This window comes from Pseudomonas sp. DR 5-09 (genome assembly GCF_001655595.1).
Lineage (GTDB): Bacteria > Pseudomonadota > Gammaproteobacteria > Pseudomonadales > Pseudomonadaceae > Aquipseudomonas > Aquipseudomonas pharyngis.
Genome location: NZ_CP011566.1, coordinates 2,108,147 through 2,132,493, shown reverse-complemented (window position 1 = coordinate 2,132,493; position 24,347 = coordinate 2,108,147). Strand labels below are relative to the sequence as shown.

General features: G+C 60.8%; 20 protein-coding genes and 1 tRNA gene. 8 read left to right on the top strand and 13 right to left on the bottom strand.

The features are described 5' to 3' along the window. Positions 1–136 precede the first annotated feature (136 nt). Positions 137–1,333: an amino acid aminotransferase gene (locus tag PDR5_RS09500; protein WP_064594808.1), complete on the top strand. Its 1,197-nt coding sequence runs from the start codon at positions 137–139 to the stop codon at positions 1,331–1,333. A 112-nt stretch (positions 1,334–1,445) separates the two neighbouring features. Then, positions 1,446–1,646 (top strand): hypothetical protein, encoded by a 201-nt coding sequence (locus tag PDR5_RS09495; protein WP_007956421.1) that lies wholly within the window; start codon positions 1,446–1,448, stop codon positions 1,644–1,646. On the opposite strand, the gene PDR5_RS09490 is transcribed toward PDR5_RS09495, so the two are convergent. Further along, positions 1,643–1,873 (bottom strand): hypothetical protein, encoded by a 231-nt coding sequence (locus tag PDR5_RS09490; protein ID WP_064594806.1) that lies wholly within the window; start codon positions 1,871–1,873, stop codon positions 1,643–1,645. The two genes, PDR5_RS09495 and PDR5_RS09490, sit on opposite strands and share 4 nt — an antisense overlap. Before the next feature lie 228 nt (positions 1,874–2,101). Here PDR5_RS09490 and PDR5_RS09485 point away from each other — a divergent pair. After that, a tRNA-Asn gene (locus tag PDR5_RS09485) sits at positions 2,102–2,177 on the top strand. Positions 2,178–2,300: 123 nt separating this feature from the next. Here the strand turns inward: PDR5_RS09485 and PDR5_RS09480 are convergent. Then, on the bottom strand, positions 2,301–3,821 hold the full coding sequence (locus PDR5_RS09480) for a nucleobase:cation symporter-2 family protein (RefSeq protein ID WP_064594804.1): 1,521 nt from the start codon (positions 3,819–3,821) through the stop codon (positions 2,301–2,303). A 347-nt stretch (positions 3,822–4,168) separates the two neighbouring features. Between PDR5_RS09480 and PDR5_RS09475 the strand changes: the two genes are divergently transcribed. Further along, positions 4,169–4,498, top strand: coding sequence for a BrnA antitoxin family protein (locus tag PDR5_RS09475; protein WP_064594803.1), 330 nt, complete (start codon positions 4,169–4,171; stop codon positions 4,496–4,498). Positions 4,499–4,501: 3 nt separating this feature from the next. Here PDR5_RS09475 and PDR5_RS09470 read toward each other — a convergent pair whose 3' ends face one another. Continuing rightward, entirely contained in the window at positions 4,502–5,329 is an 828-nt protein-coding gene (locus tag PDR5_RS09470) for an arylamine N-acetyltransferase family protein (RefSeq protein WP_064594801.1), read from the bottom strand. Between the two features lie 101 nt (positions 5,330–5,430). Beyond that, entirely contained in the window at positions 5,431–6,225 is a 795-nt protein-coding gene (locus tag PDR5_RS09465; RefSeq protein ID WP_064594799.1) for an exodeoxyribonuclease III, read from the bottom strand. A 117-nt stretch (positions 6,226–6,342) separates the two neighbouring features. On the opposite strand from PDR5_RS09465, the gene PDR5_RS09460 reads away from it, so the two are divergent. Then, positions 6,343–6,930, top strand: a complete 588-nt coding sequence (locus PDR5_RS09460; protein WP_064594798.1) for a GNAT family N-acetyltransferase — start codon at positions 6,343–6,345, stop codon at positions 6,928–6,930. Positions 6,931–6,934: 4 nt separating this feature from the next. Here PDR5_RS09460 and PDR5_RS09455 read toward each other — a convergent pair whose 3' ends face one another. Further along, positions 6,935–8,377 carry a mechanosensitive ion channel family protein gene (locus tag PDR5_RS09455; protein ID WP_064594797.1) on the bottom strand — a complete coding sequence of 481 codons (1,443 nt, stop codon included), beginning with the start codon at positions 8,375–8,377 and terminating at the stop codon, positions 6,935–6,937. 140 nt (positions 8,378–8,517) lie between these two features. Further along, complete coding sequence (locus PDR5_RS09450; protein WP_064594795.1) at positions 8,518–9,384, bottom strand: pirin family protein; 867 nt, start codon at positions 9,382–9,384, stop codon at positions 8,518–8,520. 222 nt (positions 9,385–9,606) lie between these two features. On the opposite strand from PDR5_RS09450, the gene dkgB reads away from it, so the two are divergent. Next, positions 9,607–10,410 (top strand): 2,5-didehydrogluconate reductase DkgB, encoded by an 804-nt coding sequence (dkgB, locus tag PDR5_RS09445; RefSeq protein WP_064594794.1) that lies wholly within the window; start codon positions 9,607–9,609, stop codon positions 10,408–10,410. A 4-nt stretch (positions 10,411–10,414) separates the two neighbouring features. On the opposite strand, the gene PDR5_RS09440 is transcribed toward dkgB, so the two are convergent. The 7 genes from PDR5_RS09440 to PDR5_RS09410 form a co-directional block, all read right to left on the bottom strand. Further along, a complete protein-coding gene (locus PDR5_RS09440) occupies positions 10,415–13,636 on the bottom strand; it encodes an ATP-binding protein (protein ID WP_156669315.1) in 3,222 nt (1,073 codons plus the stop codon). A gap of 10 nt (positions 13,637–13,646) precedes the next feature. Further along, a complete protein-coding gene (locus tag PDR5_RS09435; RefSeq protein ID WP_064594793.1) occupies positions 13,647–14,273 on the bottom strand; it encodes a response regulator transcription factor in 627 nt (208 codons plus the stop codon). A gap of 108 nt (positions 14,274–14,381) precedes the next feature. Continuing rightward, positions 14,382–14,816, bottom strand: a complete 435-nt coding sequence (locus PDR5_RS09430; RefSeq protein WP_064594792.1) for a hypothetical protein — start codon at positions 14,814–14,816, stop codon at positions 14,382–14,384. A 109-nt stretch (positions 14,817–14,925) separates the two neighbouring features. Then, on the bottom strand, positions 14,926–15,642 hold the full coding sequence (locus tag PDR5_RS09425; protein WP_064594791.1) for an MgtC/SapB family protein: 717 nt from the start codon (positions 15,640–15,642) through the stop codon (positions 14,926–14,928). 54 nt (positions 15,643–15,696) lie between these two features. After that, positions 15,697–18,396, bottom strand: coding sequence for a magnesium-translocating P-type ATPase (gene mgtA / locus PDR5_RS09420; protein WP_064594790.1), 2,700 nt, complete (start codon positions 18,394–18,396; stop codon positions 15,697–15,699). A gap of 516 nt (positions 18,397–18,912) precedes the next feature. Next, positions 18,913–20,250, bottom strand: a complete 1,338-nt coding sequence (locus PDR5_RS09415) for a lysine N(6)-hydroxylase/L-ornithine N(5)-oxygenase family protein (protein WP_064594788.1) — start codon at positions 20,248–20,250, stop codon at positions 18,913–18,915. Between the two features lie 133 nt (positions 20,251–20,383). Then, positions 20,384–20,866 carry a sigma-70 family RNA polymerase sigma factor gene (locus PDR5_RS09410; protein WP_064594786.1) on the bottom strand — a complete coding sequence of 161 codons (483 nt, stop codon included), beginning with the start codon at positions 20,864–20,866 and terminating at the stop codon, positions 20,384–20,386. Positions 20,867–21,199: 333 nt separating this feature from the next. On the opposite strand from PDR5_RS09410, the gene PDR5_RS09405 reads away from it, so the two are divergent. Next, positions 21,200–22,372, top strand: a complete 1,173-nt coding sequence (locus tag PDR5_RS09405) for an efflux RND transporter periplasmic adaptor subunit (RefSeq protein ID WP_064594782.1) — start codon at positions 21,200–21,202, stop codon at positions 22,370–22,372. Continuing rightward, on the top strand, positions 22,373–24,346 hold the full coding sequence (locus tag PDR5_RS09400) for a MacB family efflux pump subunit (protein ID WP_064594779.1): 1,974 nt from the start codon (positions 22,373–22,375) through the stop codon (positions 24,344–24,346). The last annotated feature ends 1 nt before the right edge of the window (position 24,347 follow it).

Genomic DNA, 24,347 nt, shown 5'->3' with positions numbered 1-24,347 from the left:
TTACCCCAAAAGCCGATTCGCCTGTCGCCATTGATCGATGATGGCCTCTATACTAGCTCCCCGTTTGTGCACCGCTCTAGTGCATTCGGCTGGAGCGCCACACGTCCCTCCACTCTCCAATAGAGCTGCCGTAAAAATGAGCCTGTTCTCCGCTGTCGAAATGGCACCCCGCGATCCAATCCTGGGCCTCAACGAAGCATTCAACGCCGATACCCGGACCAATAAGGTCAACCTCGGGGTGGGTGTGTACTGCAACGAAGAGGGGCGAATTCCACTCCTGCGCGCCGTTATCGAAGCCGAAACCATTCGCGCCGCTCAGCATGCCTCCCGTGGCTACCTGCCGATCGACGGCATCGCGGCCTACGACCAGGCCGTGCAAAAGCTGCTGTTCGGCAATGATTCGCCACTGCTGGCGGCTGGCCGCGTTGTCACCACCCAGGCCGTCGGCGGGACCGGCGCACTGAAAATCGGTGCCGACTTCCTCAAGCAACTGCTGCCAAATGCCGTTGTGGCGATCAGCGACCCGAGCTGGGAAAACCACCGCGCGCTGTTCGAAACCGCCGGTTTCCCGGTGCAGAACTACCGCTACTACGACGCCGCCACCCACGACGTGAACCGTGCCGGCCTGCTCGAAGACCTCAACGCCCTGCCGAATGGCTCGATCGTCGTGCTGCACGCCTGCTGCCACAACCCCACCGGCGTCGACCTGAGCCCGGCGGACTGGAACAACGTGCTGGAAACGGTCAAGGCCAAAGGTCACGTGCCGTTCCTCGACATGGCTTACCAGGGTTTCGGTGACGGCATCGCCGAAGACGCCGCTGCCGTGCGGCTGTTTGCCGAATCCGGCCTGACCTTCTTCGTATCGAGCTCGTTCTCCAAGTCGTTCTCGCTGTACGGCGAGCGCGTCGGTGCGCTGTCGATCATCAGCGAATCGAAAGAAGAAAGCGCGCGCGTACTGTCGCAAGTCAAACGCGTGATCCGCACCAACTACTCCAACCCGCCGACCCACGGTGCAAGCATCGTTGCTGCGGTATTGAACAGCCCGGAACTGCGCGCCCAGTGGGAAGCCGAACTGGCTGAAATGCGCCTGCGCATTCGCGGCATGCGCGAGCAGATGGTTGCTCTGCTGGCGAAGAAAGCCCCGCAGCGTGACTTCAGCTTCGTCGGTCGTCAGCGCGGCATGTTCTCTTACTCCGGCCTGACCACCGAACAGGTTCATCGCCTGCGCAACGAGTTCGGCATCTACGCCCTGGACACCGGCCGCATCTGCGTCGCTGCGCTGAACCAGAGCAACATCGAAGCCGTGACGGACGCCATCGTTCAGGTCATCTGATCCGGCGCCGCACTGAAAACGGGAAGCCTTCGGGCTTCCCGTTTTTTATTTGTCTGAAGAAAAACCGCTACACCCTCTAGACTGCACCCAAACGATATTTCAGAGAACCGACATGAAAAACGATGACCTGCGCGCCGACCGCGACGATCTGGATGACTTCATCCCCCGCGCTCCGGCCAAACGCGGCAACAATCTGGTGCTGCAAGTCGCGGCCGGGGTGTTTCTCGGCGGGCTGGCGCTGTGGCTGGTGCAACTGGGTGCGACGATGCTGTACGCCAAACTGATGCTCGGCACCTTCACGTTCGGCGGTTAAGCCAGTTCCGCTGCACGCTGAGTCGCCGCATCGTCATAAACGACGTAGAGCGATTCGGCGATCTGGCTCTTGATGGCCTTGGTGCTTTCCAGGCCGAGGACAAAACCTTCGGCCTTGCCGCCTGCGCGGTTCAGCTCTTCAGCCGTACCGGCCTGAGTGATCGCGTCGAAAAGCTTTTCGGCATGTGGGCCAACGCCTTTGGGCAGGCTGATTTGCGCGGTGCTCATGCGAACACCTCGACAGGACAATGGGTGAGGATGGGACTATTCATGGCGCGTACCTTTTCGGCGAATGGCCGGCAGCGCGTGTGACCACTTCCGGGCGGCCATGGTAGACCTCTGGTGGAGTTCTGGTAACCGCCAATCGCCGATAAACCGCCGCCCGTCCTGACCTTTCCAACAAATTTACATCTCGCGCTTGACTAGTCTTTTTAAATCAGTAACATACGCACCAATTCCGCAATAGCTCAGTTGGTAGAGCAAGTGACTGTTAATCACTGGGTCCCTGGTTCGAGTCCAGGTTGTGGAGCCAAATACAGAGCCCCTGAATCGAAAGATTCAGGGGCTTTTTAGTGGGCGCTGAAAAAAACGGCGACATAGAAAAAGGGCCGATCAGTTTTCCAGCTGATCGGCCCTTTTCATTCAACTACAACGGTCAGACGTGCTCGCTGCTCTTGGCATGTGCCTTCGGTATGCCATGACCGTGATCCGCATCCGGATCGATCACCGGTACTTCGTTGCCGTCGCAGTCATGCAGCTTGCCGTCGCTGAAGTAGTCGCCTTCACGCAGCGCTGCCAGATCGCGATAACGCAGGGTCCGCTCTTCTGCTGCCGCGAACACCGACTGCTGATCCGAGTTACCCGCCGTGAAGTGGTTGAATGCCAGGTTCAGCAGGATCGCCATGATTGCCGACGAGCTGATGCCCGAATGGAAAATGGTCGCGAACCAGCTCGGGAAGTGATCGTAGAAGTTCGGCGCGGCAATCGGGATCATGCCGAAGCCGATCGAGGTGGCGACGATGATCAGGTTGACGTTGTTGCGATAATCGACCTTGGACAGCGTGCGGATACCGCTTGCCGCCACGGTGCCGAACAGCACGATACCGGCGCCGCCGAGTACCGACGTCGGCACGGCTGCGATGACCCGGCCCATGAACGGCAGCAGACCGAGGATCACCAGGAAGATACCGCCGGTCGCCACCACATAGCGGCTCTTGATCCCGGTCACCGCCACCAGCCCGACGTTCTGGGCGAAGGCGCTTTGGGTGAACGAGCCGAAGATCGGTGCAAACATGCTCGACAGCATGTCCGCCCGCAGGCCGTTGCCCAGGCGTTTGGAGTCGACCTTGGTGCCGATGATTTCACCGACCGCCAGAATGTCCGCCGAGGTTTCCACCAGGGTCACCATGACCACGATGCACATCGACAGGATCGCGGCGAAGTGGAAGGTCGGCATTCCGAAATGGAACGGCGTCGGGAAGCCGAACATCGGGCCCTGGGTGACGTTGGAGAAGTCCGCCATGCCGAGGAACACCGCCAGCACCGTGCCGATCACCATGGCCAACAGGATCGACAGACGCGAGATGGTCGAGCTGCCGACCTTGCTCAGCAACAACACCAGCACCAGCGTGACCGCCGCCAGACCGATGTTCTGCATGCTGCCGAAATCAGGCGCATGACTGTTGCCGCCCATGGCCCAGCGTGCGGCCACCGGCATCAGCGTCAGGCCGATGGTGGTGATCACGATGCCCGTGACCAGCGGCGGGAAGAACTTGGTGATTCGCGAGAACACCGGCGTGATCAGCAAGCCGATCAGCGACGCCGCAATCACCGCGCCGAGCACCGACTGGAAGCCGCCCTCCCCGCCACTGCTGACAATCGCCACCATGGTGGCAACGCCAGAGAAGGACACGCCCTGCACCAGCGGCAACTGACAGCCGAAAAACGGTAAACCCAGGGTTTGCAGCAACGTGGCCAGCCCCCCCGCAAACAATGAAGCAGCAATCAACAGACCGATGTCCGCCGGCGATAGCCCGGCGGCCTGACCGATGATCAGTGGCACCGCGACGATACCGCCATACATGGTCAGAACGTGTTGCAGGCCGTAAGCCATATTCGCGCCGACCCCGAGATTCTCGTCCTCGGGCCGTTGGTGTGAAACATGGGGCGTTTTCATGGTGGGGGAGTTCCCTGGTTTTTGTTATGCACACACTGTATGCAAGAATCAGGACAAATGTCCATAGACTTGTATACAACTTGTCAGTCACATAATGGTTAGCTAGCCACCCAACCTTCTATCCCGCTGCTTTCATTCCACAAATCCGGCAACACATCCCCAATCGAGTTCACGTTTTATCCGCCTAGGCTGAAGTGTTCACGGCGACCGACGGCGCGGCCGCACTCTTTTTTATACATATAAAGTATGCATAATGAAGTCATTCAAGATTCAGTTCGACAAAAGCAAGAATGCTGCCAACGCATTCGAGCCCAGCGAGCAATGGCAACTTTGCGCAGAGGTAATCAATGAAAAATGAATACAATTTCAGCGACGGTAAACGCGGCGCCATCGCGCCGATCAAGGGCAAGACCCGCATCACCATCATGCTCGATGACGCGGTGATCGAAGCCGCGCGCGAGGTCGCTGAAAGCGAGGGGTTTGGCTATCAGACGGTAATCAACAACACCCTGCGCCGCGCATTGCTTAACAGCCGTGGCGCAACCGAGGAACTCGAGCATTCAAGCGGGCAATTCAAGCAAGGCATCACCGCCACCGACCTCAAGAGCCTTGAGAAAAAACTGTCGGCGGCCGTGAACGAGATCCGGCGGGTGCTGGAACCGGACGTCAAACCGTAGCGTTCAAACTGGCTGAATCAAGCGCGCCAGAGCCTCTCGTGCACCGGGCTGGTGCGGCAAGTTCAGGCCAAATTCCCGTTCCAGCAACTCGATCAGTTCATCAACATCTGTCACTTCGCGCCGCTCGCTCTCGGCGCCTATGCTGTGAATGGCGAAACTGCCGTTGTTCAGCGTACGCCGCCAGCCGTCGCCGGTACGCGCCACCATCAGGCGCTGGGCGAATGGTGAGTCCGGGTGGGTCGAGACGTACCAGTTGCCGAGGGTGTAATCGATGTCTTCCTGGCGCTGCAGGTCGAACAGGTACATCGGCCGCCATTCGCCAGCAACCCTGGCCCGCAGCATGTAGCCATCGGCCTGCACTTCGATGCGATACGGTTCGTGCGGGGTGGATTGCTCGGCGTCGGTATCCAGCACCAGCGGCGCGGTCGGCACCATGCCGCCGAAGCCGACGTCGGTGATGTAGCGCACGTCGTCAATGGTCACCAGGCTCAAGCGGTGGGTGCGCGCCGTCCAACTGCCTTCGGGCTGATTCATCACCACGCGCCCGCTGATGCCCCGCGCATCGAACCCCAGCTCCAGCAACAAGGCCAGAAACAGGTAGTTCAGCTCGTAGCAGTAACCGCCACGGGCGTCGTTCAGGACCTTGCGCTCAATGGAGGGCAGATCGATCAGCACAGGTTCGCCACTCAGCGTCGACAGGTTTTCGAAAGCAAAGGCGCCGGTATGGCGCAGCTGCAGCAGGCGCAGGGTTTCAAGGGTCGGTGCCGGGGGCGTATCGAATCCCAGGCGTTGCAGATACTGTTTCAGATTCGTCAGGCGTGGCTCGCTCATGGCTGGGTCCTTTCGCATGGGGGCGCGGATCGTTCCGCCGATGGTCGCCATGTATACGGGATCCGGGCCTCGAATCGACAATTGAATTAACCAATCACCGGCTAGCGTCTTTTACGCGAATCGATGCGAATCCACGTCGGCGCGTGGTCGCTGGCATGCGGTTCGTTGCGCACCCAGGCATCCACACCGGCCTCGTGCAGATAAGGGCTCAGCGTCGGATTGAGCAGCAGATGGTCGATCCGCAGCCCGGAGTTCTTCTGCCAGTGCTGGCGGAAGTAATCCCAGAACGTATAGAGCCGATCCTCGGGATACAGATGCCGCAACGAATCGGTCCAGCCCTGATCCAGCAGACGCTGATAGCACTCGCGGCTTTGCGGTTGCAACAACGCATCCTTGAGCCACGAACGGGTGTTGTAGATATCCAGATCGGTGGGCACCACGTTGTAATCGCCGGCCAGCACCACCGGGTGATCGCTGCTTTGCAGATCCTTGGCGTATTTGATCAGGCGCTCGAACCAGGCCAGTTTGTAGTCGAACTTCGGCCCCGGTTGCGGATTGCCATTGGGCAGGTACAGGCATCCCACCAACACCCCGTGCACCGCCGCTTCGAGGTAGCGGCTGTGTTTATCGTCGGGATCGCCGGGCAAACCGCGCCGGCTCTCCAGCGGTTGCGCATCGCGGGCAAGAATCGCCACGCCGTTCCATGACGCCTGGCCGTGCCAGATGGCGCCGTAGCCGGCGGCCTCCAACTCGGCGGCGGGAAACGCGCTGTCCACCAGTTTCAGCTCCTGCAAACAGGCGATGTCCGGCTGCTCGCGCTTGAGCCATTCCAGCAGGTTCGGCAGTCGGGCCCGCAGGCCGTTGACGTTGAACGTGGCAATGCGCATTTTTTTCATCGTCCGGGTTCCTGCCATTGACCGATAAAAACTGTGACATCCGCCCACCGCGACGGTTGCGTCGGATCCTTCCCGTACGGCGTAATAAGCCCTTGCCCGATCGCCGAGAATCCCCACATGCAAACAACGCTGCAAGGCCAGGGCATCATCCTGCGCCCGCTTCAATACGCCGACGCCGATGCCCTGCTCCGCGCTGCCGCTGACGGTGAACTGTGGAATCTGACGGTCACCGTGGTGCCGTCGGCCACCACCGTCGACGCTTACCTGAAAAAGGCCCTCGACGGCCGTGAGGCTGGGACCGTCATGCCGTTTGTCATCGTATTGAAGGAAACCGGCGAGGTGATCGGCTCGACCCGCTTCTGGAAGATCGACCCGCTCAATCGCAAGCTGGAGATCGGCAGCAGCTGGATTTCCGCACGCTTTCAGAAGACCTTCGTCAACACCGAGGCCAAGTACCTGATGCTGTGCCACGCCTTCGAGGTGCTCGATTGCGTGCGGGTGCAGTTCACCACCGACGAAAACAACCAGAAGTCGCGCAACGCGATCCTGCGGCTCGGCGCGCAACAGGAAGGCATCGTCCGCCACGAACGCATCATGCCGGACGGCCGCAAGCGCAACTCGGTGCGCTTCAGCATCATCGATGACGAATGGCCGCAGGTGCGCCTGAAACTGGAACGCAAACTGGCGGATTACGGCCTGCGCTGAAGGCTCAGACGCGATTGCGCAGCCATTGCAGGAACCCTTTTTTCGGCGCCAGCACCGGCGTTTCTTCCGTCAGGGATTGCGCCTTGTGCAGGCGGAAATCGAGCAGCGCCTGCATCGCGTCGTTGATGTCGTGACGAGCGTCCAGGCACGGCTTGAGATAAGACTTCTCGATGCGGTACAGCGCGCAGAAGGTCTTGGCGGAGAAATCGGCCGGCAACGACGTATCGGACAGAATCCCCGCCTCGCCGATCACCTCACCCGGCCCCATCCGTCCAGACTCGAACGGCGTGCCATGGCGCTTGAGCGTCACCGAGACCACGCCGGATTCGATGATGAACAGGTGATCGCTGACCTCGCCGCCCGCGAGGATCGTCTCGCCGGCGCGGAAGGTTTGCAGGGTCATGTTCTGGCTGAAGGTTTCTTTCTCTTCCTGACGCAGGGTGGAGAAAATCGGCGAGCTGTCGAGCAACGCCCGTGGCCGCGAGAGATTGCTCGCCACGCCGGGCTCATCGCTCGACAGCAGATTGACCCCGGACGCTTGCAAGTGCCGGAACGCCAGGTCGAACAGCTGATTGCGCACCACGCGCTTTTCGCTCATCGAGGCGACGAACCCGCTGATTTCATATTCGGCACCCGCACTGTTGGAGCTCTTCAGCGCGACACTCGGCGCAGGGCTCTCCAATAACTGGCGACAACCCTGCATCGCCCGCTCCAGGGCCTCGATCACCGAACTGGGCCGCGCATGGGGGCTGACCTGCACGCTGACGGCCACCCCGAACATATTGCTCGGTCGGCTGAAGTTGATGATCTTGGCCTTGGCCGCCAGCGAGTTGGGAATCACCGCCATGCTGCCCTGACTGGTTTGCAGGCGCGTGGCGCGCCAGTCGATGTCGGTGACCCGACCTTCGGTGCCGTCGATGGAAATCCAGTCATCCAGTTGATAAGGCTTGGTGGTGTTGAGCACGATCCCGGAAAACACGTCGCTCAAGGTGCTCTGCAACGCCAGACCGACGATGATCGCCAGCGCCCCGGAGGTTGCCAGCACGCCCTTGACCGGCAGATCCAGCACATAGGCCAGTGCCGCGATAATGGCGATCAGGAAAATCACCGCACCGAGCAGATCCTGCAACAGCCGCCCGGTGTGCCCGACCCGCTGCATCATCACCGCGCCAATCAGAACCGTCAGGGTGCGCGCGCCGAACAGCCACCAGCCGATCTGCAACCCGGTCGCCGCCAGGTGCAACGGTACATTGTCGGCCCACGGCGCAGGCTCCATCGGGTTGAGCCCTTCGTTGAACAGCAGAATGCTGAACAGGGCAAAAATCAGCACCCGCACCAACAGTTTCCACGCGCTGCCGTGGGCGCTGATCAGGCGCCACAGACCGAGATCGACCAGGATCAGGATCAAGGCGCAAAACAACGGATGATCGGTGAGCAGAGACAGCATCAAACAACTCCGACAGGGGCCAGTCGCGAGAAGATCGCACAGATTGGGCTCAGTGTAGGAGGAATTGATTTGGCGGGATGAGCGCCACTGCACGCGCTCAAAAAAAAACCGGCAGGCGCACGTGGCGCCTGCCGGTTTTTTTAGCTGTGCATCTGGCCGAAGCGGCCGGACTGGAAGTCGGCGAAAGCCTGATGGATTTCCTGCTCGGTGTTCATCACGAACGGGCCGTGGCCGACAATCGGCTCGTCGATCGGCTCGCCGCTGAGCAGCAGCACCACCGCGTCCGCGCTGGCTTCAAGGGTGATGCGATCGCCATCACGCTCGAACAGCGCCAACTGGCCTTCGCGCATCGACTCCCCACCGTTGATCTGAACCGAACCCTTCAACACCACCAGCGCCGTGTTGCGGCCTTCGTGCAGATCCAGCGAGAGCAACTTGCCAGTGTTCAGTCGCAGATCCCACACGTCGATAGGCGTGAACGTGCGGGATGGACCTTTGTGGCCGTCGAATTCACCGGCGATCAGCCGCAGGCTGCCGGCACCGTCCTTTAGCGCGATTTGCGGAATATCACTGTCCAGAATGGTCTGGTAACCCGGCGCGGCCATTTTGTCCTTCGCCGGCAGATTCACCCACAGCTGCACCATTTCCAGGTTGCCGCCGGTTTTGGCGAAGTTTTCCGAGTGGAATTCCTCATGCAGGATTCCGGAAGCCGCCGTCATCCACTGCACATCCCCCGGACCGATGGTGCCGCCGCTGCCGGTGGAGTCGCGGTGCTGCACTTCGCCTTCGTAAACGATGGTCACGGTTTCGAAGCCACGGTGCGGATGCTGCCCCACGCCGCGGCGTTCAGTAGTCGGGGTGAAATGCGCAGGCCCGGCGTGATCCAACAGCAGGAACGGGCTGATGTGCTGGCCCATGTTGTCGTAGGAAAACAGGGTGCGCACCGGAAACCCATCGCCGACCCAGTGGCCGCGAGGGCTGGTGTAGAGACCGATAAGATTTTTCATGGTGGACTCCGTAATCGGGTTGATCATGGGCCGATCATAAATTCGCCACGTATTTAGTACTAGTCAGCCAAAACCGTCCTCATCGTCCTACCGATGGAACGATGACTGATTGGCGTGATTCGTGACTTTCAGTCAACAGTACTTTGCCCCCACAGCGGTTTTTCTTAAGGAATCAGACGCGGATACTCCTGCCCAATCCCACTGCAATCCTGGAGCCCCTGCATGTCTGTTCCCGCTTTCGGTCTTGGTACGTTTCGCCTGCAAGGTCAGGTGGTCATCGATTCGGTGAGCACTGCCCTTGAACTTGGTTACCGAGTCATCGACACCGCACAGATCTACGAAAACGAGGCCGACGTTGGCGCAGCCATCGCTGCCAGCGGCATTGCCCGTGAAGAGCTGTTCATCACCAGCAAGATCTGGATCGCCAACTTCGCCGGGGATCGTCTGATCGAAAGCCTCAAGGAAAGCCTGAAAAAGCTGCAGACCGACTACCTCGACCTGACGCTGATCCACTGGCCGTCGCCGGAAGATCAGGTGCCGGTGGAGGAATTCATGGGCGCGCTGCTGGAAGCCAAACGCCTGGGCCTGACCCGGCAGATCGGCGTGTCCAACTTCACCATCGACCTGATGAAACAGGCGATTGCTGCGGTCGGTGCGCAAAACATCGCCACCAACCAGATTGAACTGCACCCATACCTGCAAAACCGCAAGGTCGTCGAGTTCGCGCAAAGTCAGGGCATCCAGATCACGTCGTACATGACCCTCGCCTACGGCGAAGTGCTGAAGGATCCGCTGATCGTGCAGATCGCCGAGCGCCTGCATGCCACCCCGGCGCAGGTTACGCTGGCGTGGGCGATGCAATCGGGTTATGCGGTGATTCCGTCGTCGACCAAACGCGCCAACCTGCAAGGCAACCTCGGTGCCACGGCGCTGACCCTGAGCGACGCCGACATGGCGCTGATCGCCACACTGGAGCGCGGCCATCGCCTGACCAGCCCCAAAGGCATCGCGCCGCAGTGGGACTGATCGATCAGGCCTGAAGCTGCTGCGCGAGGTCGTGCATGGCCTCGCGCAGCGAATCGATGGCGGCCATCAATGCCGCTTCGGGCTGATCGGCCCGGCAGGCCTGTTCGAGCACCCGACACGCCGAGACCACACGCTCGGCACCGATCATGTGCGCCCCGCCCGTGACGTGATGCGCCAGATCACGCAAATCGGCGCGGTCATTTTTGCGGCCCGATTCATCCAGACGCTTCAGGTCAATGCGCAGACTGCTCAGCACCTCCTCACGCAATTGCGCGATCAGCGGGTTGTCCGCGCCTGCCATTTGTAACAGCGCACTCAGGTCAAACGCGGCCACTGCCGGATCGTCCACACTCTCAACCTGCGTTCCCCCGGATGTAGCGACCATCAGCGCCTGGCTCAATTCGCGCAGCAGAACCGGTTTGAACAGACAGTCGTCCATCCCGGCTGCCCGGCATCGCTGCTTTTCTTCCATTTGCGCATTGGCGGTAAATCCAAGGATCAGACAGGGCGCCCTGCCCGTCGCGGCCTCTTCCTGACGCACCGCGCGCGCCAGCTCGTAACCGTTGAGCCCCGGCATGTTGCAGTCAGTGATCAATGCATCGAAGGAGTGCCCGCGCCACAGCGCCAGCCCGCTCCCACCACCATCGGTTTCCACGGGGCGATGGCCGAGTTCACTCAACTGTCGGCACAACAACAGGCGATTCACGGGATGGTCATCCACCACCAGCACGTTCAGCGACTTGACCGCCGTCGCCACGGGTGCCGGTGCAGCCTCCTGCACCAGCGGCTGCAGCACTGGCAGTTCCAGTCGCAGCATGACCTGAGTGCCCCTGCCCGGTTCGCTGGTCATCCACAAATCACCACCCATCATCCGGCACAGGTTGCGGCTGATCACCAACCCCAGGCCAGAACCGCCCTGCGCCGCAGTCTGATGATCGCCGACCTGCACAAACGGGCTGAACAAGCGTTGCTGATCCTCGGCGCTGATTCCCCGGCCACTGTCTTCAATGGCTACACCCACTTCAATCAGCCCGTCCTGTTCGCCGAATACGCGCAAGCGCAGGCTCACCTCGCCGTCATCGGTGAACTTGATGGCATTGCTCAACAGATTCGACAGTACTTGTTTGAAACGCAGGGCATCGATCATCACCTCGACGTTGCTGCGTTCATCCAGCTCCACATGCCACAACAATTGCTTCTGCCGGGCCAGGCCTTCGAAAATCCGACACACCGACTGCACCACCTCGCGCAGATTGACCCGTTCGGGAACCAGCGACAAATGCCCAGCCTCAATGCGCGCGATGTCGAGAATATCGCCGATCAATGCCAGCAATTGCTGCCCGGCACTGGACGCCACCTCGATCGCCTGGCGATCGGTCACGCCTTCATCGGCACGCTTGAGGGCCAGTTCAAGCATGCCGATCAGGGCGTTCATCGGTGTGCGGATTTCATGGCTCATGGTCGCCAGAAACGTGCTCTTGGCACGATTGGCTTCATCGGCTGCCTCCTTGGCCTCCTGCAACTGTCTTAACCATTGTTGACGCTGACGGATCTGCCGACGCTGAAAGGCGATCCAGCCCAACGCCAGCAACAGCAACCCGGCGGCAATGGCAAAGCCGCGCAGGATTTGCTCTCTATGACGCTGCCAATAGCTGTCCTGCAGCACCACGTTACGACTCCAGCGCGCGACCAGACCATCAATTTCCTGGGGGGCAATGGCCAGCAGCGCCTTGTTCAGAATCGATTGCAGTTGCGGGGCATCGGGCGCCGTGGCCATGGCAATCCGGGCCGGTTGATCACCCAGCGTGGAGACAATCCGCAAGCGCTCACGGTACTGGTGATCGATCTGATAACGCGCCACTAGCAACGAGCTCAATGTCGCATCAGCCCGACCATCAAGCAGCGCCCGCGTACCGTCCGCCGGACTCGGCAACTCGATCAGGTTGATCTGCGGCACGTGCTCCAACAGATATTCGCGCAGCGGATTACCGCGATAGAGCGCCAGACGTTTACCCGCCATCTCCTCGAGACTGCGCGGCGCCTGTGCCTTCGAATCGGTGATCAAGACGAAGGGGCTGTTGGCGTACGACCGGGTGAACCGCATTTCAAGTTCACGCTCGCGGCTCGGTGTCAGCACCGGCAACAGATCCAGCGCCCCGCTCCTGAGCTGCTCGACCTGACGATCCAGAGACTGACCGCGCACCACCTCGAATGTCAGGCCACTGCGCTGACTGATCAGGTTGAGCAGTTGTGCAGTCAGGCCGCTGAATCGGCCATCGGCATCAAAGAATGCCAGTGGCGCAAAATCGTCGATAGCACCGACCCGCACCACCGGATGCTGATCCAGCCATTGTTGCTCGCTGTCGCTCAGACTTACCCGCGACTGCGCTGCCCTGTCGGCGCGCCCGGCACTCCAGCGCAGCTCCATCGCGAGGCGCTGTTCCATGGGAATCGCCAGCAGTGCCTTGTCGACCAGACGTTTCAACCGCGTGTTGCTGCGGGTCAGTGCGAAGCCGAACGGGTTGGCGTCAAGGCCCGAGGGGCCCGCCAGTTGCAGGTCGTTATAAAAATGAGTGTTGATCAGATAGCTGGCGCTGATGAAGTCGCCAAGGTAGAGCGCATCCCGACCGAACGCCACCGCGCCGAGGGCATCGAGAATCGAGCGATAACGCTGCAGGGAGGCTTGCGGGTAAGCCTGCTCGATGGTCGAGGCTGGCAGGTAGTCGTCCACCATGGCGATTCGCTTGCCGGCCAGATCGTCGGGCAATGGTTCGTCGAGCCGGGTCACCCACATCGGCTGATCTTCGGCGTAAGCACGGGACAGCATCAGTTCGGGGTCGGCGATCTCGAAGTTGTTCGACGTGCCCAGCAAATCCAGATCACCGGCCTTGAGCGCGGCCATCGCACTTGCGCGGTCGGGATAGCACCAGACTTCGACGGCGAGATTGAGTACCTGTGCAATCGCATCGGCGTAATCGGCGGTGAGGCCTTCCAGCTCATGGCGCTTGCGCGTCAGTTCAAAGGGCGGGTAATCCGGCCAGGAGGCACCGATGCGCAATACCGGATGCGCGCTCAGCCACTGTTTATCCTGATCATCAAGGCGAACCTGCACGCCTTCCAGGCGGGTGCGGGAAACGATTTCCAGTCTTTGCGCACTCGTCGCCGCCTGAACTGTGCCTGCAAACAAAAGTGCCAACAGAAACACCAACCGCAACGGTCTCATCATGGAAAGCCTCTCAGAACAGATCGTTGCGCACGACCAGCTCTCGCAACGTCACTGAGGACGTTATTCCCAGTTTGAGCATCAATCGGGTCTTGTAGGTGCTGACGGTTTTGTGACTCAGGTTCATTTCCAAGGCGATGAGCTTGTTGGACTTGCCGTGAGCCAGTTGCACCAGAATATGCAGTTCGCAGTCGGACAGCCGATCAATCAACTGCCGCTCATCACTCAGTGCATCGAGTTGTCCTGAACTGACACCGTGCATTTCAGGAAAAAAAGTGTAGCCCGAACGCACAGCCTTGATCGCATTCTCGAGCTGTTTCAGGTCGGCGGACTTTTCCACGAAGGCCATCGCTCCGGCACGCCGGCAGCGCATCAGGAAACTGTCCTGGGGAGCCGAGGTAAAAATCACGACTTTGCAAACCAGCCCGATAGTCCTGATACGCTCCAATACATCCAGCCCGCCCATACCTGCAAGGTTCAGGTCGAGAATCATCAGATCCGGCGCATGTTCACGAATCATCGGCACGACGTCGACGCCGCTCGACACCACGTGAATCTGCTTATAGCCCAACCCATGCAACAGCATACGGATGGCAGAGACGACCACCGGGTGATCTTCGGCAAGCAATACTCGACCCATGACCACTCCCGGTGCGATTACATAGTGATGAAGCCACCGATCTTGCATGAACGGGACTATTGGTAGCTGCGCTACAACTGTTGCACAGACTTTACGATGAAGCACCTGTCAGATCTGACAGGTGCGCGCCAGACCGATCTGTGATAGCGCACGCGATGACCGCCCAAGCGATGCCTCGACCGAGGTCATCAGCTGTTCGATTTCGTCGAATGAAGGCAGCGCTGCAGGGCTGGTGATGACCTTTGCCCCAAAATGCCCGGGAACACCTGTGGAATCCGCCGGCTCACCATAGACCAGGGCCCGTCGGACTTGTGGGTGATCGAACAGAACACCGGGCAGATCCGCGATCCCGTTCGCCAGTTCGGCATTAACCACCAGGACATCGAACGGCTGACAGCCGTAATCGACCAGGGTCAACAGTTCGGCAAGACTTTGCACCGGTGCAATGCGGTAATAATCAAGGCCATTGAACAGGCGCTCGATCTTCATCCGCTGAAAATGCTGCAAGTCGGCGATCAGGATGCGCAGGGTTTTGTCGGTCAATGTGGAAGTCCGGGTAGTCGCTTCAAGTGGCGGCAAGACTACCCAAGCATCGGGATACACTCTGTAGGACTTTTCCGAAAAACACGGTCACTCATCGGGATTGAAAAAGTTACTCCGTGGTGCTCGGACTCCAGAACGCCTGCACCACCAGCGCCGAGGTCGAGATTCGCGCCACCAGTGCGTCCAGCTCATCACCGTCCACCGAGGTGGTTGCCAGCGTCGCTTCGATCTCGATTTCATCGGCACCGAAGGCGTGCACATCGACATCGCTGGCCGGGTAATTGCTGCGTTCCAGCTCGGCCTCGAGCAAGGCGAACACGGCTTTCTGCTGCGAACGCCGAGCGATGACATAAACAATGTTGGTGACTTCCGCCGAGACCACGTCCAGCGGCTGACGGTTGATGTTGTTGACGATCGGCCGCAACAAGGTATTGGCGGCCAGCACAAACAAGGTGCCCAGGACCGCTTCGGCCAGCAGGTCGGCACCGGCGCAGGCACCAACCGCCGCCGAGGTCCAGAGCGTGGCGGCGGTGTTGAGCCCACGCACGTTGCCCTCTTCGCGCATGATCACCCCGGCACCGAGAAAACCGATGCCGGAAACCACGTAGGCAACCACTCGCACCGCGCCTTCGGCCCCGGCGAGACGGTTGGCCATGTCGACGAAAATTGCCGCGCCGACCGCCACCAGCACGTTGGTGCGCAAGCCCGCCGTGCGCTGCCGGTACTGGCGTTCGAAGCCGATCAGGCCGCCGAGAATGAACGCCGCGCTGAGGCTGACCAGGGTATCGAGCAACGAAGTGAGGTTGAGATTGTTGATCGCTTGCATGTCGAACTCCTTGAAACCGCCCCCCTCGCTCCCACAAGGGGGGAATCTTGCCTGTTACTGCCAGCCGAAGCGGCGGATGTAGAAGCCTTTGACGGCCTGGGTCAGCGCCATGTACGCCAGCAGGATCACCGGCAGAAACACGAAGTACATCGACGGCAGCGCCTGCAATTTGAAGTAGTGCGCCAGCGGCCCCATCGGCAGGAAGATGCCCACGGCCATGATGATTGCGGTCATCACCAGCAGCGGCATCGCCGCGCGGCTTTGCAGGAACGGAATCTTCGGCGTGCGGATCATGTGCACGATCAGCGTCTGGGTCAGCAGCCCCACCACGAACCAGCCGGACTGGAACAGGGTCTGGTGATCCGGGGTGTTGGCATCGAACACGTACCACATCAAGGCGAACGTTGTGATGTCGAAGATCGAACTGATCGGGCCGAAGAACAGCATGAAGCGCCCGACGTCCCCTGGCTGCCAGCGTTGTGGCTGCTTCAGCATCTCGTCGTCGACGTTGTCGAACGGGATCGCGATCTGCGAAATGTCATACAGCAGGTTCTGCACCAGCAGGTGCATCGGCAGCATCGGCAGGAACGGAATGAACGCACTGGCGACCAGCACCGAGAACACGTTGCCGAAGTTCGAGCTGGCGGTCATCTTGATGTACTTGAGCATGTTGGCGAAGGTCCGACGCCCTTCCAGCACGCCCTCCTCCAGCACCATCAGGCTCTTTTCCAGCAGGATGATGTCGGCCGCTTCCTTGGCGATGTCCACCGCGCTGTCCACGGAAATCCCGATGTCGGCGGTGCGCAGCGCCGGTGCGTCGTTGATGCCGTCGCCCATGAACCCGACCACGTGGCCGTTGCCTTTGAGGATGCGCACGATGCGTTCCTTGTGCGACGGCGTCAGTTTGGCAAACACGTTGGTGGTTTCTACCGCCACGGCCAGTTCGGCGTCGCTCATGCGTTCGATGTCGTTGCCCATCAACAGGCCTTGCTGGGCCAGGCCCACTTCGCGGCAGATCTTGGCGGTCACCAGTTCGTTGTCACCGGTCAGCACTTTCACGGCCACGCCGTGCTCGGCCAGGGCCTTGAGTGCCGGGGCGGTGCTTTCCTTCGGCGGATCGAGGAACGCCACGTAACCGATCAGCGTCAGTTCTTGCTCGTCGCCAAGGCTGTAAGTGTCGCGACCTTCAGGCATCGATCGTGCTGCCACCGCGACCACACGCAAGCCTTCAGCGTTGAATGCTGCGGTGACCTGACGAATTTTCGCCAGCAATTCATCGCTCAAGGCTTCGTCGACTTCACCGTGACGCACCCGGCTGCACACTGCCAATACTTCTTCCACCGCGCCCTTGCAGATCAGTTGATGCGGCTGGCCGCGCCCTTCGACCACCACCGACATGCGCCGGCGGTTGAAGTCGAACGGGATTTCATCGACCTTGCGAAAGGCCGTACCGACCTTCAGCTCACGGTGGATTTCCACGTGCTCCAGCACCGCCACATCCAGCAGGTTTTTCAGCCCGGTCTGGTAGTAGCTGTTGAGGTAAGCCATTTCCAGCACGTCGTCGGAGTCTTCGCCCCAGACGTCGACATTGCGCGCCAGGAAGATCCTGTCCTGGGTCAGGGTGCCGGTCTTGTCGGTGCATAGCACGTCCATCGCGCCGAAGTTCTGGATCGCATCCAGGCGTTTGACGATGACTTTCTTGCGCGACAGAAACACCGCGCCCTTGGCCAGGGTCGAGGTGACGATCATCGGCAGCATTTCCGGGGTCAGGCCCACGGCGATCGACAGCGCGAACAGCAGCGCTTCGGTCCAGTCGCCCTTGGTGAAACCGTTGATGAACAACACCAGCGGCGCCATGACGAACATGAAGCGGATCAGCAGCCAGCTGACTTTGTTCACCCCTTGCTGGAACGAAGTCACCGCGCGATCGGTCGCCCCGACCCGCTGCGCCAGTGCACCGAAATAGGTGCTGTTGCCGGTGGTGAGAATCACCGCCACCGCCGTGCCGGACACCACGTTGGTGCCCATGAACAGGATGTTCTCGAGTTCCAGCGGATTGCGCGTGTCGCGATCGGCCTGACGCGGGAATTTTTCCACCGGCATCGATTCACCGGTCATTGCCGCCTGGCTGACGAACAGGTCCTTGGCGCTGAGCACCCGGCAATCGGCAGGAATCATGTCGCCGGCCGAGAGCACGATCAGATCGCCGGGTACCAGTTGCTTGATCGGCAGTTCAGCGCGCGGCGCATCCCGGCGCAGCACGGTGGCGGTGTTGCTGACCATCGCCTTGAGCGCGTCGGCGGCCTGGTTGGATTTGCTTTCCTGCCAGAAGCGCAGCAGCGTCGACAGCACCACCATCGAGAAAATCACGATGGCGGCCTTGAGGTCTTCGGTCAGCCACGAGATCACCGCCAACAGGGTCAGCAGCAGGTTGAACGGGTTTTTGTAGCAATGCCACAGATGGGTCCACCACGGCAGCGGTTGCTCGTGTTCGACTTCGTTGAGGCCGTGCTGCGCACGCAGTACATCGACTTCGAAATCAGTGAGGCCATCGGTGTGGGTGCCGAGGTTCGACAACAGCACGCCGCTGTCGCAATGGGCGGCGTCCACCAGTGTATTGGCCAGGGTGGGCGGCACTTCACGGCTGACCGTGGTGTCGCTGAGGGTTTCCAGCAAGGCCAGGCGACGGAAGTGCCGGGCGATGTGACGGGTCCGCAGGAAGCCTGCGAAAAATTCCTTGAGCGTAAGTTTCATGGCTGTTGCCCCTATGGTCAGCCGGGAAACCGTCGAGCAGGTACGTCCTCGTCCTGGGCACCGGAAAACCGGCACGGCAAGGCGTGGCGCGCCGGTCAGAAAAGACAGGCGTGTCGATAGGGCTGCAATGACGACGATGAAGTCGACTTCACAGGCTTTTCAGTGTCGATGAGAAGGACGTCGGGACATGACCGGGACCGGTCATGATCGGGATGCCGCTGCTCGCTGTTCGGCGAGACAACGGCACAAAGGAATGCGCGTTATCTTGCCGAGAATCCGCCGGTTACAAGGACCGGCCGACAACTGTCACTCGAACAAGTACCCACTGTGGGTCTCCGCTATTGATGAAAACGCGCGAAGCTTACGCCCCGATGTCTGGAGAGTAAACCCGCAAAAGGAAGTGTGTCGGGGAATGTGGCGGGTGTTCAGGAAGGGTTCAGGATTGAGTTTTTGCGGTTTACTTGAAGGCCTCTTCGCGAGCAAGCCCGCGAAGACGATTTGGCAAACGCCGCAGGTTTAGCTGGCAGTCGCCAACAACAAGTCCATCACCGAACGGCTGTGCCCACGGTTCTTGCCATGCTCATACAGCGACCCGGCAATCTCGTCCGCGCGGATCGGCAGGATCGACAACAGCGTATCGCTCAGACCGTGGCTGGCCTGGCAGAAGCCCTGCATGTACAGACCGGCCTTGCAGCGCTCGTCGGTGATCAGCTTGTAATTGCGATCGACCTCGAAGTCGCCCAGGTACTCCTCCAGCGGCGCCAGCAGTTTGCGATGCATCTGACGCTCGTAACCGGTGGCCAGCACAACCGCGTCGTAGGCACGCACGGTGACTTCGCCGGTGGCGTTGTTGCGCACGGTCAGTTCGATACCGCGTTCGGTGGCGGTGGCTTTCTCGACGGTGGTCAGAGTGCGGAACGCGTGGCGTGCCACGCCCGAGACTTTCTGGCGATAGAAGATGCCGTAGATACGCTCGATCAGGTCGATGTCGACCACCGAGTAGTTGGTGTTGTGGTACTCGTTGACCAGACGCTCACGCTCGCTGCTGTTCTGCTGGAAGATCAGGTCAGTGAACTCCGGCGAGAACACTTCGTTGACGAACGGGCTGTCGTCCGCCGGCTTCAGGGCCGAGCCACGCAGGATCATGTCCACCTGCACCGACGGGAACGAATCGTTCAGGTCGATGAAGGCTTCCGCCGCACTCTGGCCGCCACCGATGATTGCGATGCTCATCGGCTGGTTGTTGATGCACGGCTGCTTGGCCATCTCGGCCAGGTATTGCGAGTGATGGAAAACCCGAGCGTCACCCTTCAGCGCCTTGAACGCCTCGGGAATGCGCGGCGTGCCGCCGGCGCTGACCACCACCGAACGCGCGGTGCGCACCAACTGCTGGCCGTCCGTGCCGCGGGAAATCACCCGCAGGGCTTCGACCTGATGATTGTGCAGCACCGGCTCGATGGTCAGCACTTCTTCGCCGTAGCGGCTCTGCTCAGTGAACTGCGCGGCCACCCAGCGCAGATAGTCGTTGTACTCCATGCGGCACGGATAGAAGGTGCCGAGGTTGATGAAGTCCACCAGACGACCGTGGTGCTTGAGGTAGTTGACGAACGAGTACGGGCTGGTCGGATTGCGCAAGGTGACCAGATCCTTGAGAAAGGAAATCTGCAACTCGCTCTGGGTCGACAGGGTGTTGCCGTGCCAGCTGTAGTTGGGTTGTTTATCGAGGAACAGCACATCCAGCTCGCCCTGGGTCGCGCCGCGCTCTTGCAGAGCGATGGCCAGCGCCAGGTTCGAAGGGCCGAAACCGACGCCGATCAGGTCGTGAACGATGGGCGATGCAATTGCCTGTGTCATTTCCAGTGTCCTCTGGATGAACCCCCGAACAGCGCGGAGGAAGAGCTTGGGTGACCGGCCGGCCCGGAGCAGGACAGCAGATCGTCTGTTGAGTAGGAACGAGGACAGTGAAATAAAATTTAACGGCGACGGCTCAATGGGCATCCCATTGTTTGATTCGCAGGCGGCAATGTTTCATGGCGTTGACGATGTGCTTTTCCACCAGGGCCTTGGAAATACCAAGGTGCTCGGCGATCTCGGGGTGCGACAGGCCTTCGATCTTGCGCAATAGAAAACTCTCGCGGCACAGCGGCGAAAGCTCGTCCAGCGCACGCTGCAACATGTCCAGGCGCTGGCCATGATCGAGGGTGCTGTGGGGGGACGGCGTGAAATAGCGCTCTTCGCTGTCGAGCACTTCCAGCGATTCGACCTGACGCAGGGCATTGCGCCGATGGTCGTCGATCACCAGGTTCAGCGCGGTGCGATAAAGGAAGGCCCGGGGCTGTTCGATCGGCGTATCGCTGGAACGCTCCAGGACCCGTACATAAGCGTCATGCACCACATCTTCGGCCACCTGTCGGTTGCCGAGCCTGGCGTTCAGGAAACACACCAGCTCACGATAGTAGTTTTCCAACATGACTCCCGGCCGCTCGAGTGCGGGTTTTGTCCTTGAGCACACTGTTCTGCCGAGCCGCCCGAGGCAGTAGCAAGATAGTGGCAACTTGAGGTGCGTAATTTATAGTAATTCTCATATAGATTTAAAGTAGTGTTTGTCGTTGCCCGACAAATAGTGGCCGGCTATACCTTCAGATTGCTGTAACAACCTGTGTCGCCACTTAAATTCCGTTCCGCTTTCTTCGTTTACAGGACAGCTCCCCGTGTCTGTCGCGCCCTGCGGCAGCGTTCAACGGTGCCTGACCCCGCGCACTCCTCTGAACGACGGGCCGATTTCCACTGGCCGGAACCCTGCATGAAACGTCCCCGCCCCGCCCGACGCGCCCTGCTCGTAGTCCTTTGCTTGATCCCCGTTATCGCCTACGCCGCCTGGCAGATCCTGCCTCCCGGGCGGGACAGGTTCGCCACCGTACAAGTGACCCGCGGCGATATCGAAAGCAGCGTCACCGCACTGGGCACCCTGCAACCACGGCGTTATGTGGACGTCGGCGCCCAGGCGTCGGGGCAGATCCGCAAGATACATGTAGAGGTCGGCGACGTGGTCAAGGAAGGTCAGCTGCTGGTGGAAATCGATCCGTCGACCCAGAAAGCCAAACTCGACGCCGGGCGTTTTTCCATCGAAAACCTCAAGGCCCAATTACAGGAACAGAAAGCCCAGCACGAACTCGCGCAGCAGAAATACCAGCGCCAGCAGCATCTCGCCGCTGGCGGCGCCACCCGCGAAGAAGACGTGCAGACCGCCCGCGCCGAACTTAAAGCCACCCAGGCACGCATCGACATGTTCCAGGCCCAGATCCGTCAGGCCGAAGCCAGCCTGCGCAGCGATCAGGCGGAACTCGGCTACACCCGCATTTATGCGCCGATGGCCGGCACCGTGGTGGCCCTCGATGCCCGCGAAGGCCAGACCCTCAACGCACAACAACAGACACCGCTGATCCTGCGCATCGCCAAGCTGTCGCCAATGACCGTGTGGGCGGAGGTTTCCGAAGCCGACATCGGCCACGTCAAACCGGGCATGACCGCCTACTTCACCACCCTCAGCGGCGGCCAGCGGCGCTGGAGCAGCACCGTGCGGCAAATCCTGCCGGTGCCGCCCAAGCCGCTGGACCAGACCAGCCAGGGCGGCGGCAGTCCTGTCAGTTCCAGCAAAAGCGGCAGCGCCCGCGTGGTGCTCTACACCGTGCTGCTGGATGTCGACAACGCCGACAACGTACTGATGGCGGAAATGACCACCCAGGTATTCTTCGTCGCCAGTCAGGCAAAAGACGTTCTCACCGCACCGGTTGCCGCCCTGCAAGGCACTGCCACGGCAAACCGGCAGACCGCGCAGGTGATCGCCGCCAATGGCGACATCCAGTCCCGCGAAGTACACACCGGCATCAGCGATCGCTTGAAAGTCCAGGTGCTGGAAGGTTTGAACGAGGGCGATCACCTGTTGATCGGCCCGGCCGACGGCAGCGGAGGCTGAATGCAGACGCCCCTGATCGACCTGCAGGACATCCGCAAATCCTACGGCGGTGGCGACGCCCCCAAAGTGCATGTGCTGCGCGGGATCGACCTGTCGATCCACGCCGGTGAGTTCGTGGCGATTGTCGGCGCCTCCGGCTCCGGCAAATCGACGCTGATGAACATTCTCGGCTGCCTCGACCGACCCACCTCTGGCGAATACCGTTTTGCCGGGGAAAACGTCGCCGGCCTCGACACCGACGAACTGGCCTGGCTACGGCGTGAAGCCTTCGGTTTCGTGTTTCAGGGGTATCACCTGATTCCGTCCGGCTCGGCCCAGGAGAACGTCGAGATGCCGGCAATCTACGCCGGCACCCCCGCCGCCGAACGCCACGCCCGCGCGGCCGCCCTGCTCGATCGCCTCGGCCTGGCCTCGCGCACCGGCAACCGTCCACATCAGTTGTCGGGCGGCCAGCAGCAGCGGGTGTCGATCGCCCGGGCACTGATGAACGGCGGCCACATCATCCTGGCCGACGAACCCACCGGCGCCCTCGACAGCCACAGCGGCAAGGAAGTCATGGCGTTGCTCGACGAGCTGGCGAGCCAGGGCCACGTGGTCATCCTGATCACCCACGACCGCGAAGTCGCAGCGCGGGCCAAGCGCATCATCGAGATCCGCGACGGCCTGATCATCAGCGACAGCGCCCGGGACAACCCCGAAGCCCAGGCCACGGCCAACCCCGGCGCCCTGCAAGCCGTCGATCTGCGCAAGCGCCTGAGCGAAGGTGCGCAAGCCTCCGGTGCCTGGAAAGGCGAGCTGGTGGACGCTCTACATGCCGCCTGGCGAGTGATGTGGATCAACCGCTTTCGCACGGCGCTGACCCTGCTCGGGATCATCATCGGCGTAGCCTCGGTGGTGGTCATGCTCGCCGTGGGCGAAGGCAGCAAGCGTCAGGTCATGGCGCAGATGGGCGCTTTCGGTTCGAACATCATTTACCTGGGTGGCGTCCCTCCGCACCCACGTGCACCGCAGGGCATCATCACCCTCGACGACCTCGCAGTGCTCGCCACCCTGCCGCTGATCAAGCAGATCATGCCCGTCAACGGCGCCGAAGCCGTGGTGCGTTACGGCAATCTCGATCACAACAGTTACGTGGGCGGCAACGACACCAATTTCCCGAAGATTTTCAATTGGCCGGTGGTTGAAGGGGCTTACTTCACCGCCGCCGACGAAGCCAGTGGCGCTGCGGTTGCCGTCATCGGCCACAAAGTCCGAAGCAAGTTGCTCAAGGACGTCGCCAATCCCATCGGGCAGTACATCCTGATTGAAAACGTGCCCTTTCAAGTGGTCGGGGTTCTCGCCGAAAAAGGCTCCAGTTCCGGCGATTCCGACAGTGACGACCGCATCGCCATTCCCTACTCCGCCGCCAGCACGCGCCTGTTTGGCACGTACAACCCGGAGTACGTCGCCATCGCTGCCGCCGATGCACGCAAGGTCAAGGAAACCGAACAGGCAATCGAGCGCATGATGCTGCGCCTGCATAACGGCAAAAAGGATTTCGAACTGACCAACAACGCCGCCATGATCCAGGCCGAAGCGCGCACGCAAAATACCCTGTCGCTGATGCTCGGATCGATTGCGGCGATTTCGCTGCTGGTCGGCGGTATCGGCGTGATGAACATCATGCTCATGACGGTGCGCGAACGTACCCGCGAGATCGGTATTCGCATGGCCACCGGCGCTCGCCAGCGCGACATCCTGCGTCAGTTCCTCACCGAAGCGGTGATGCTCTCGGTGGTCGGCGGGATCGCCGGGATTGCCCTGGCGTTGATCGTCGGTGGCGTGCTGATCCTCAGTGACATCGCCGTCGCCTTCTCGCTGCTGGCAGTGCTCGGCGCTTTTGGCTGCGCCCTGATCACCGGTGTTGTCTTCGGCTTCATGCCGGCCCGCAAAGCTGCCCGGCTCGACCCGGTCACGGCCCTTACCAGTGAATGAT

Excerpts from the sequence above, each read along its gene's own strand:
- PDR5_RS09500 (WP_064594808.1), top strand. The coding sequence starts at position 137 with ATGAGCCTGTTCTCCGCTGTCGAAATGGCACCCCGCGATCCAATCCTG.
- PDR5_RS09495 (WP_007956421.1), top strand. The coding sequence starts at position 1,446 with ATGAAAAACGATGACCTGCGCGCCGACCGCGACGATCTGGATGACTTC.
- PDR5_RS09490 (WP_064594806.1), bottom strand. The coding sequence starts at position 1,873 with ATGAGCACCGCGCAAATCAGCCTGCCCAAAGGCGTTGGCCCACATGCC.
- PDR5_RS09480 (WP_064594804.1), bottom strand. The coding sequence starts at position 3,821 with ATGAAAACGCCCCATGTTTCACACCAACGGCCCGAGGACGAGAATCTC.
- PDR5_RS09475 (WP_064594803.1), top strand. The coding sequence starts at position 4,169 with ATGAAAAATGAATACAATTTCAGCGACGGTAAACGCGGCGCCATCGCG.
- PDR5_RS09470 (WP_064594801.1), bottom strand. The coding sequence starts at position 5,329 with ATGAGCGAGCCACGCCTGACGAATCTGAAACAGTATCTGCAACGCCTG.
- PDR5_RS09465 (WP_064594799.1), bottom strand. The coding sequence starts at position 6,225 with ATGAAAAAAATGCGCATTGCCACGTTCAACGTCAACGGCCTGCGGGCC.
- PDR5_RS09460 (WP_064594798.1), top strand. The coding sequence starts at position 6,343 with ATGCAAACAACGCTGCAAGGCCAGGGCATCATCCTGCGCCCGCTTCAA.
- PDR5_RS09455 (WP_064594797.1), bottom strand. The coding sequence starts at position 8,377 with ATGCTGTCTCTGCTCACCGATCATCCGTTGTTTTGCGCCTTGATCCTG.
- PDR5_RS09450 (WP_064594795.1), bottom strand. The coding sequence starts at position 9,384 with ATGAAAAATCTTATCGGTCTCTACACCAGCCCTCGCGGCCACTGGGTC.
- dkgB (WP_064594794.1), top strand. The coding sequence starts at position 9,607 with ATGTCTGTTCCCGCTTTCGGTCTTGGTACGTTTCGCCTGCAAGGTCAG.
- PDR5_RS09440 (WP_156669315.1), bottom strand. The coding sequence starts at position 13,636 with ATGATGAGACCGTTGCGGTTGGTGTTTCTGTTGGCACTTTTGTTTGCA.
- PDR5_RS09435 (WP_064594793.1), bottom strand. The coding sequence starts at position 14,273 with ATGGGTCGAGTATTGCTTGCCGAAGATCACCCGGTGGTCGTCTCTGCC.
- PDR5_RS09425 (WP_064594791.1), bottom strand. The coding sequence starts at position 15,642 with ATGCAAGCGATCAACAATCTCAACCTCACTTCGTTGCTCGATACCCTG.
- mgtA (WP_064594790.1), bottom strand. The coding sequence starts at position 18,396 with ATGAAACTTACGCTCAAGGAATTTTTCGCAGGCTTCCTGCGGACCCGT.
- PDR5_RS09415 (WP_064594788.1), bottom strand. The coding sequence starts at position 20,250 with ATGACACAGGCAATTGCATCGCCCATCGTTCACGACCTGATCGGCGTC.
- PDR5_RS09410 (WP_064594786.1), bottom strand. The coding sequence starts at position 20,866 with ATGTTGGAAAACTACTATCGTGAGCTGGTGTGTTTCCTGAACGCCAGG.
- PDR5_RS09405 (WP_064594782.1), top strand. The coding sequence starts at position 21,200 with ATGAAACGTCCCCGCCCCGCCCGACGCGCCCTGCTCGTAGTCCTTTGC.
- PDR5_RS09400 (WP_064594779.1), top strand. The coding sequence starts at position 22,373 with ATGCAGACGCCCCTGATCGACCTGCAGGACATCCGCAAATCCTACGGC.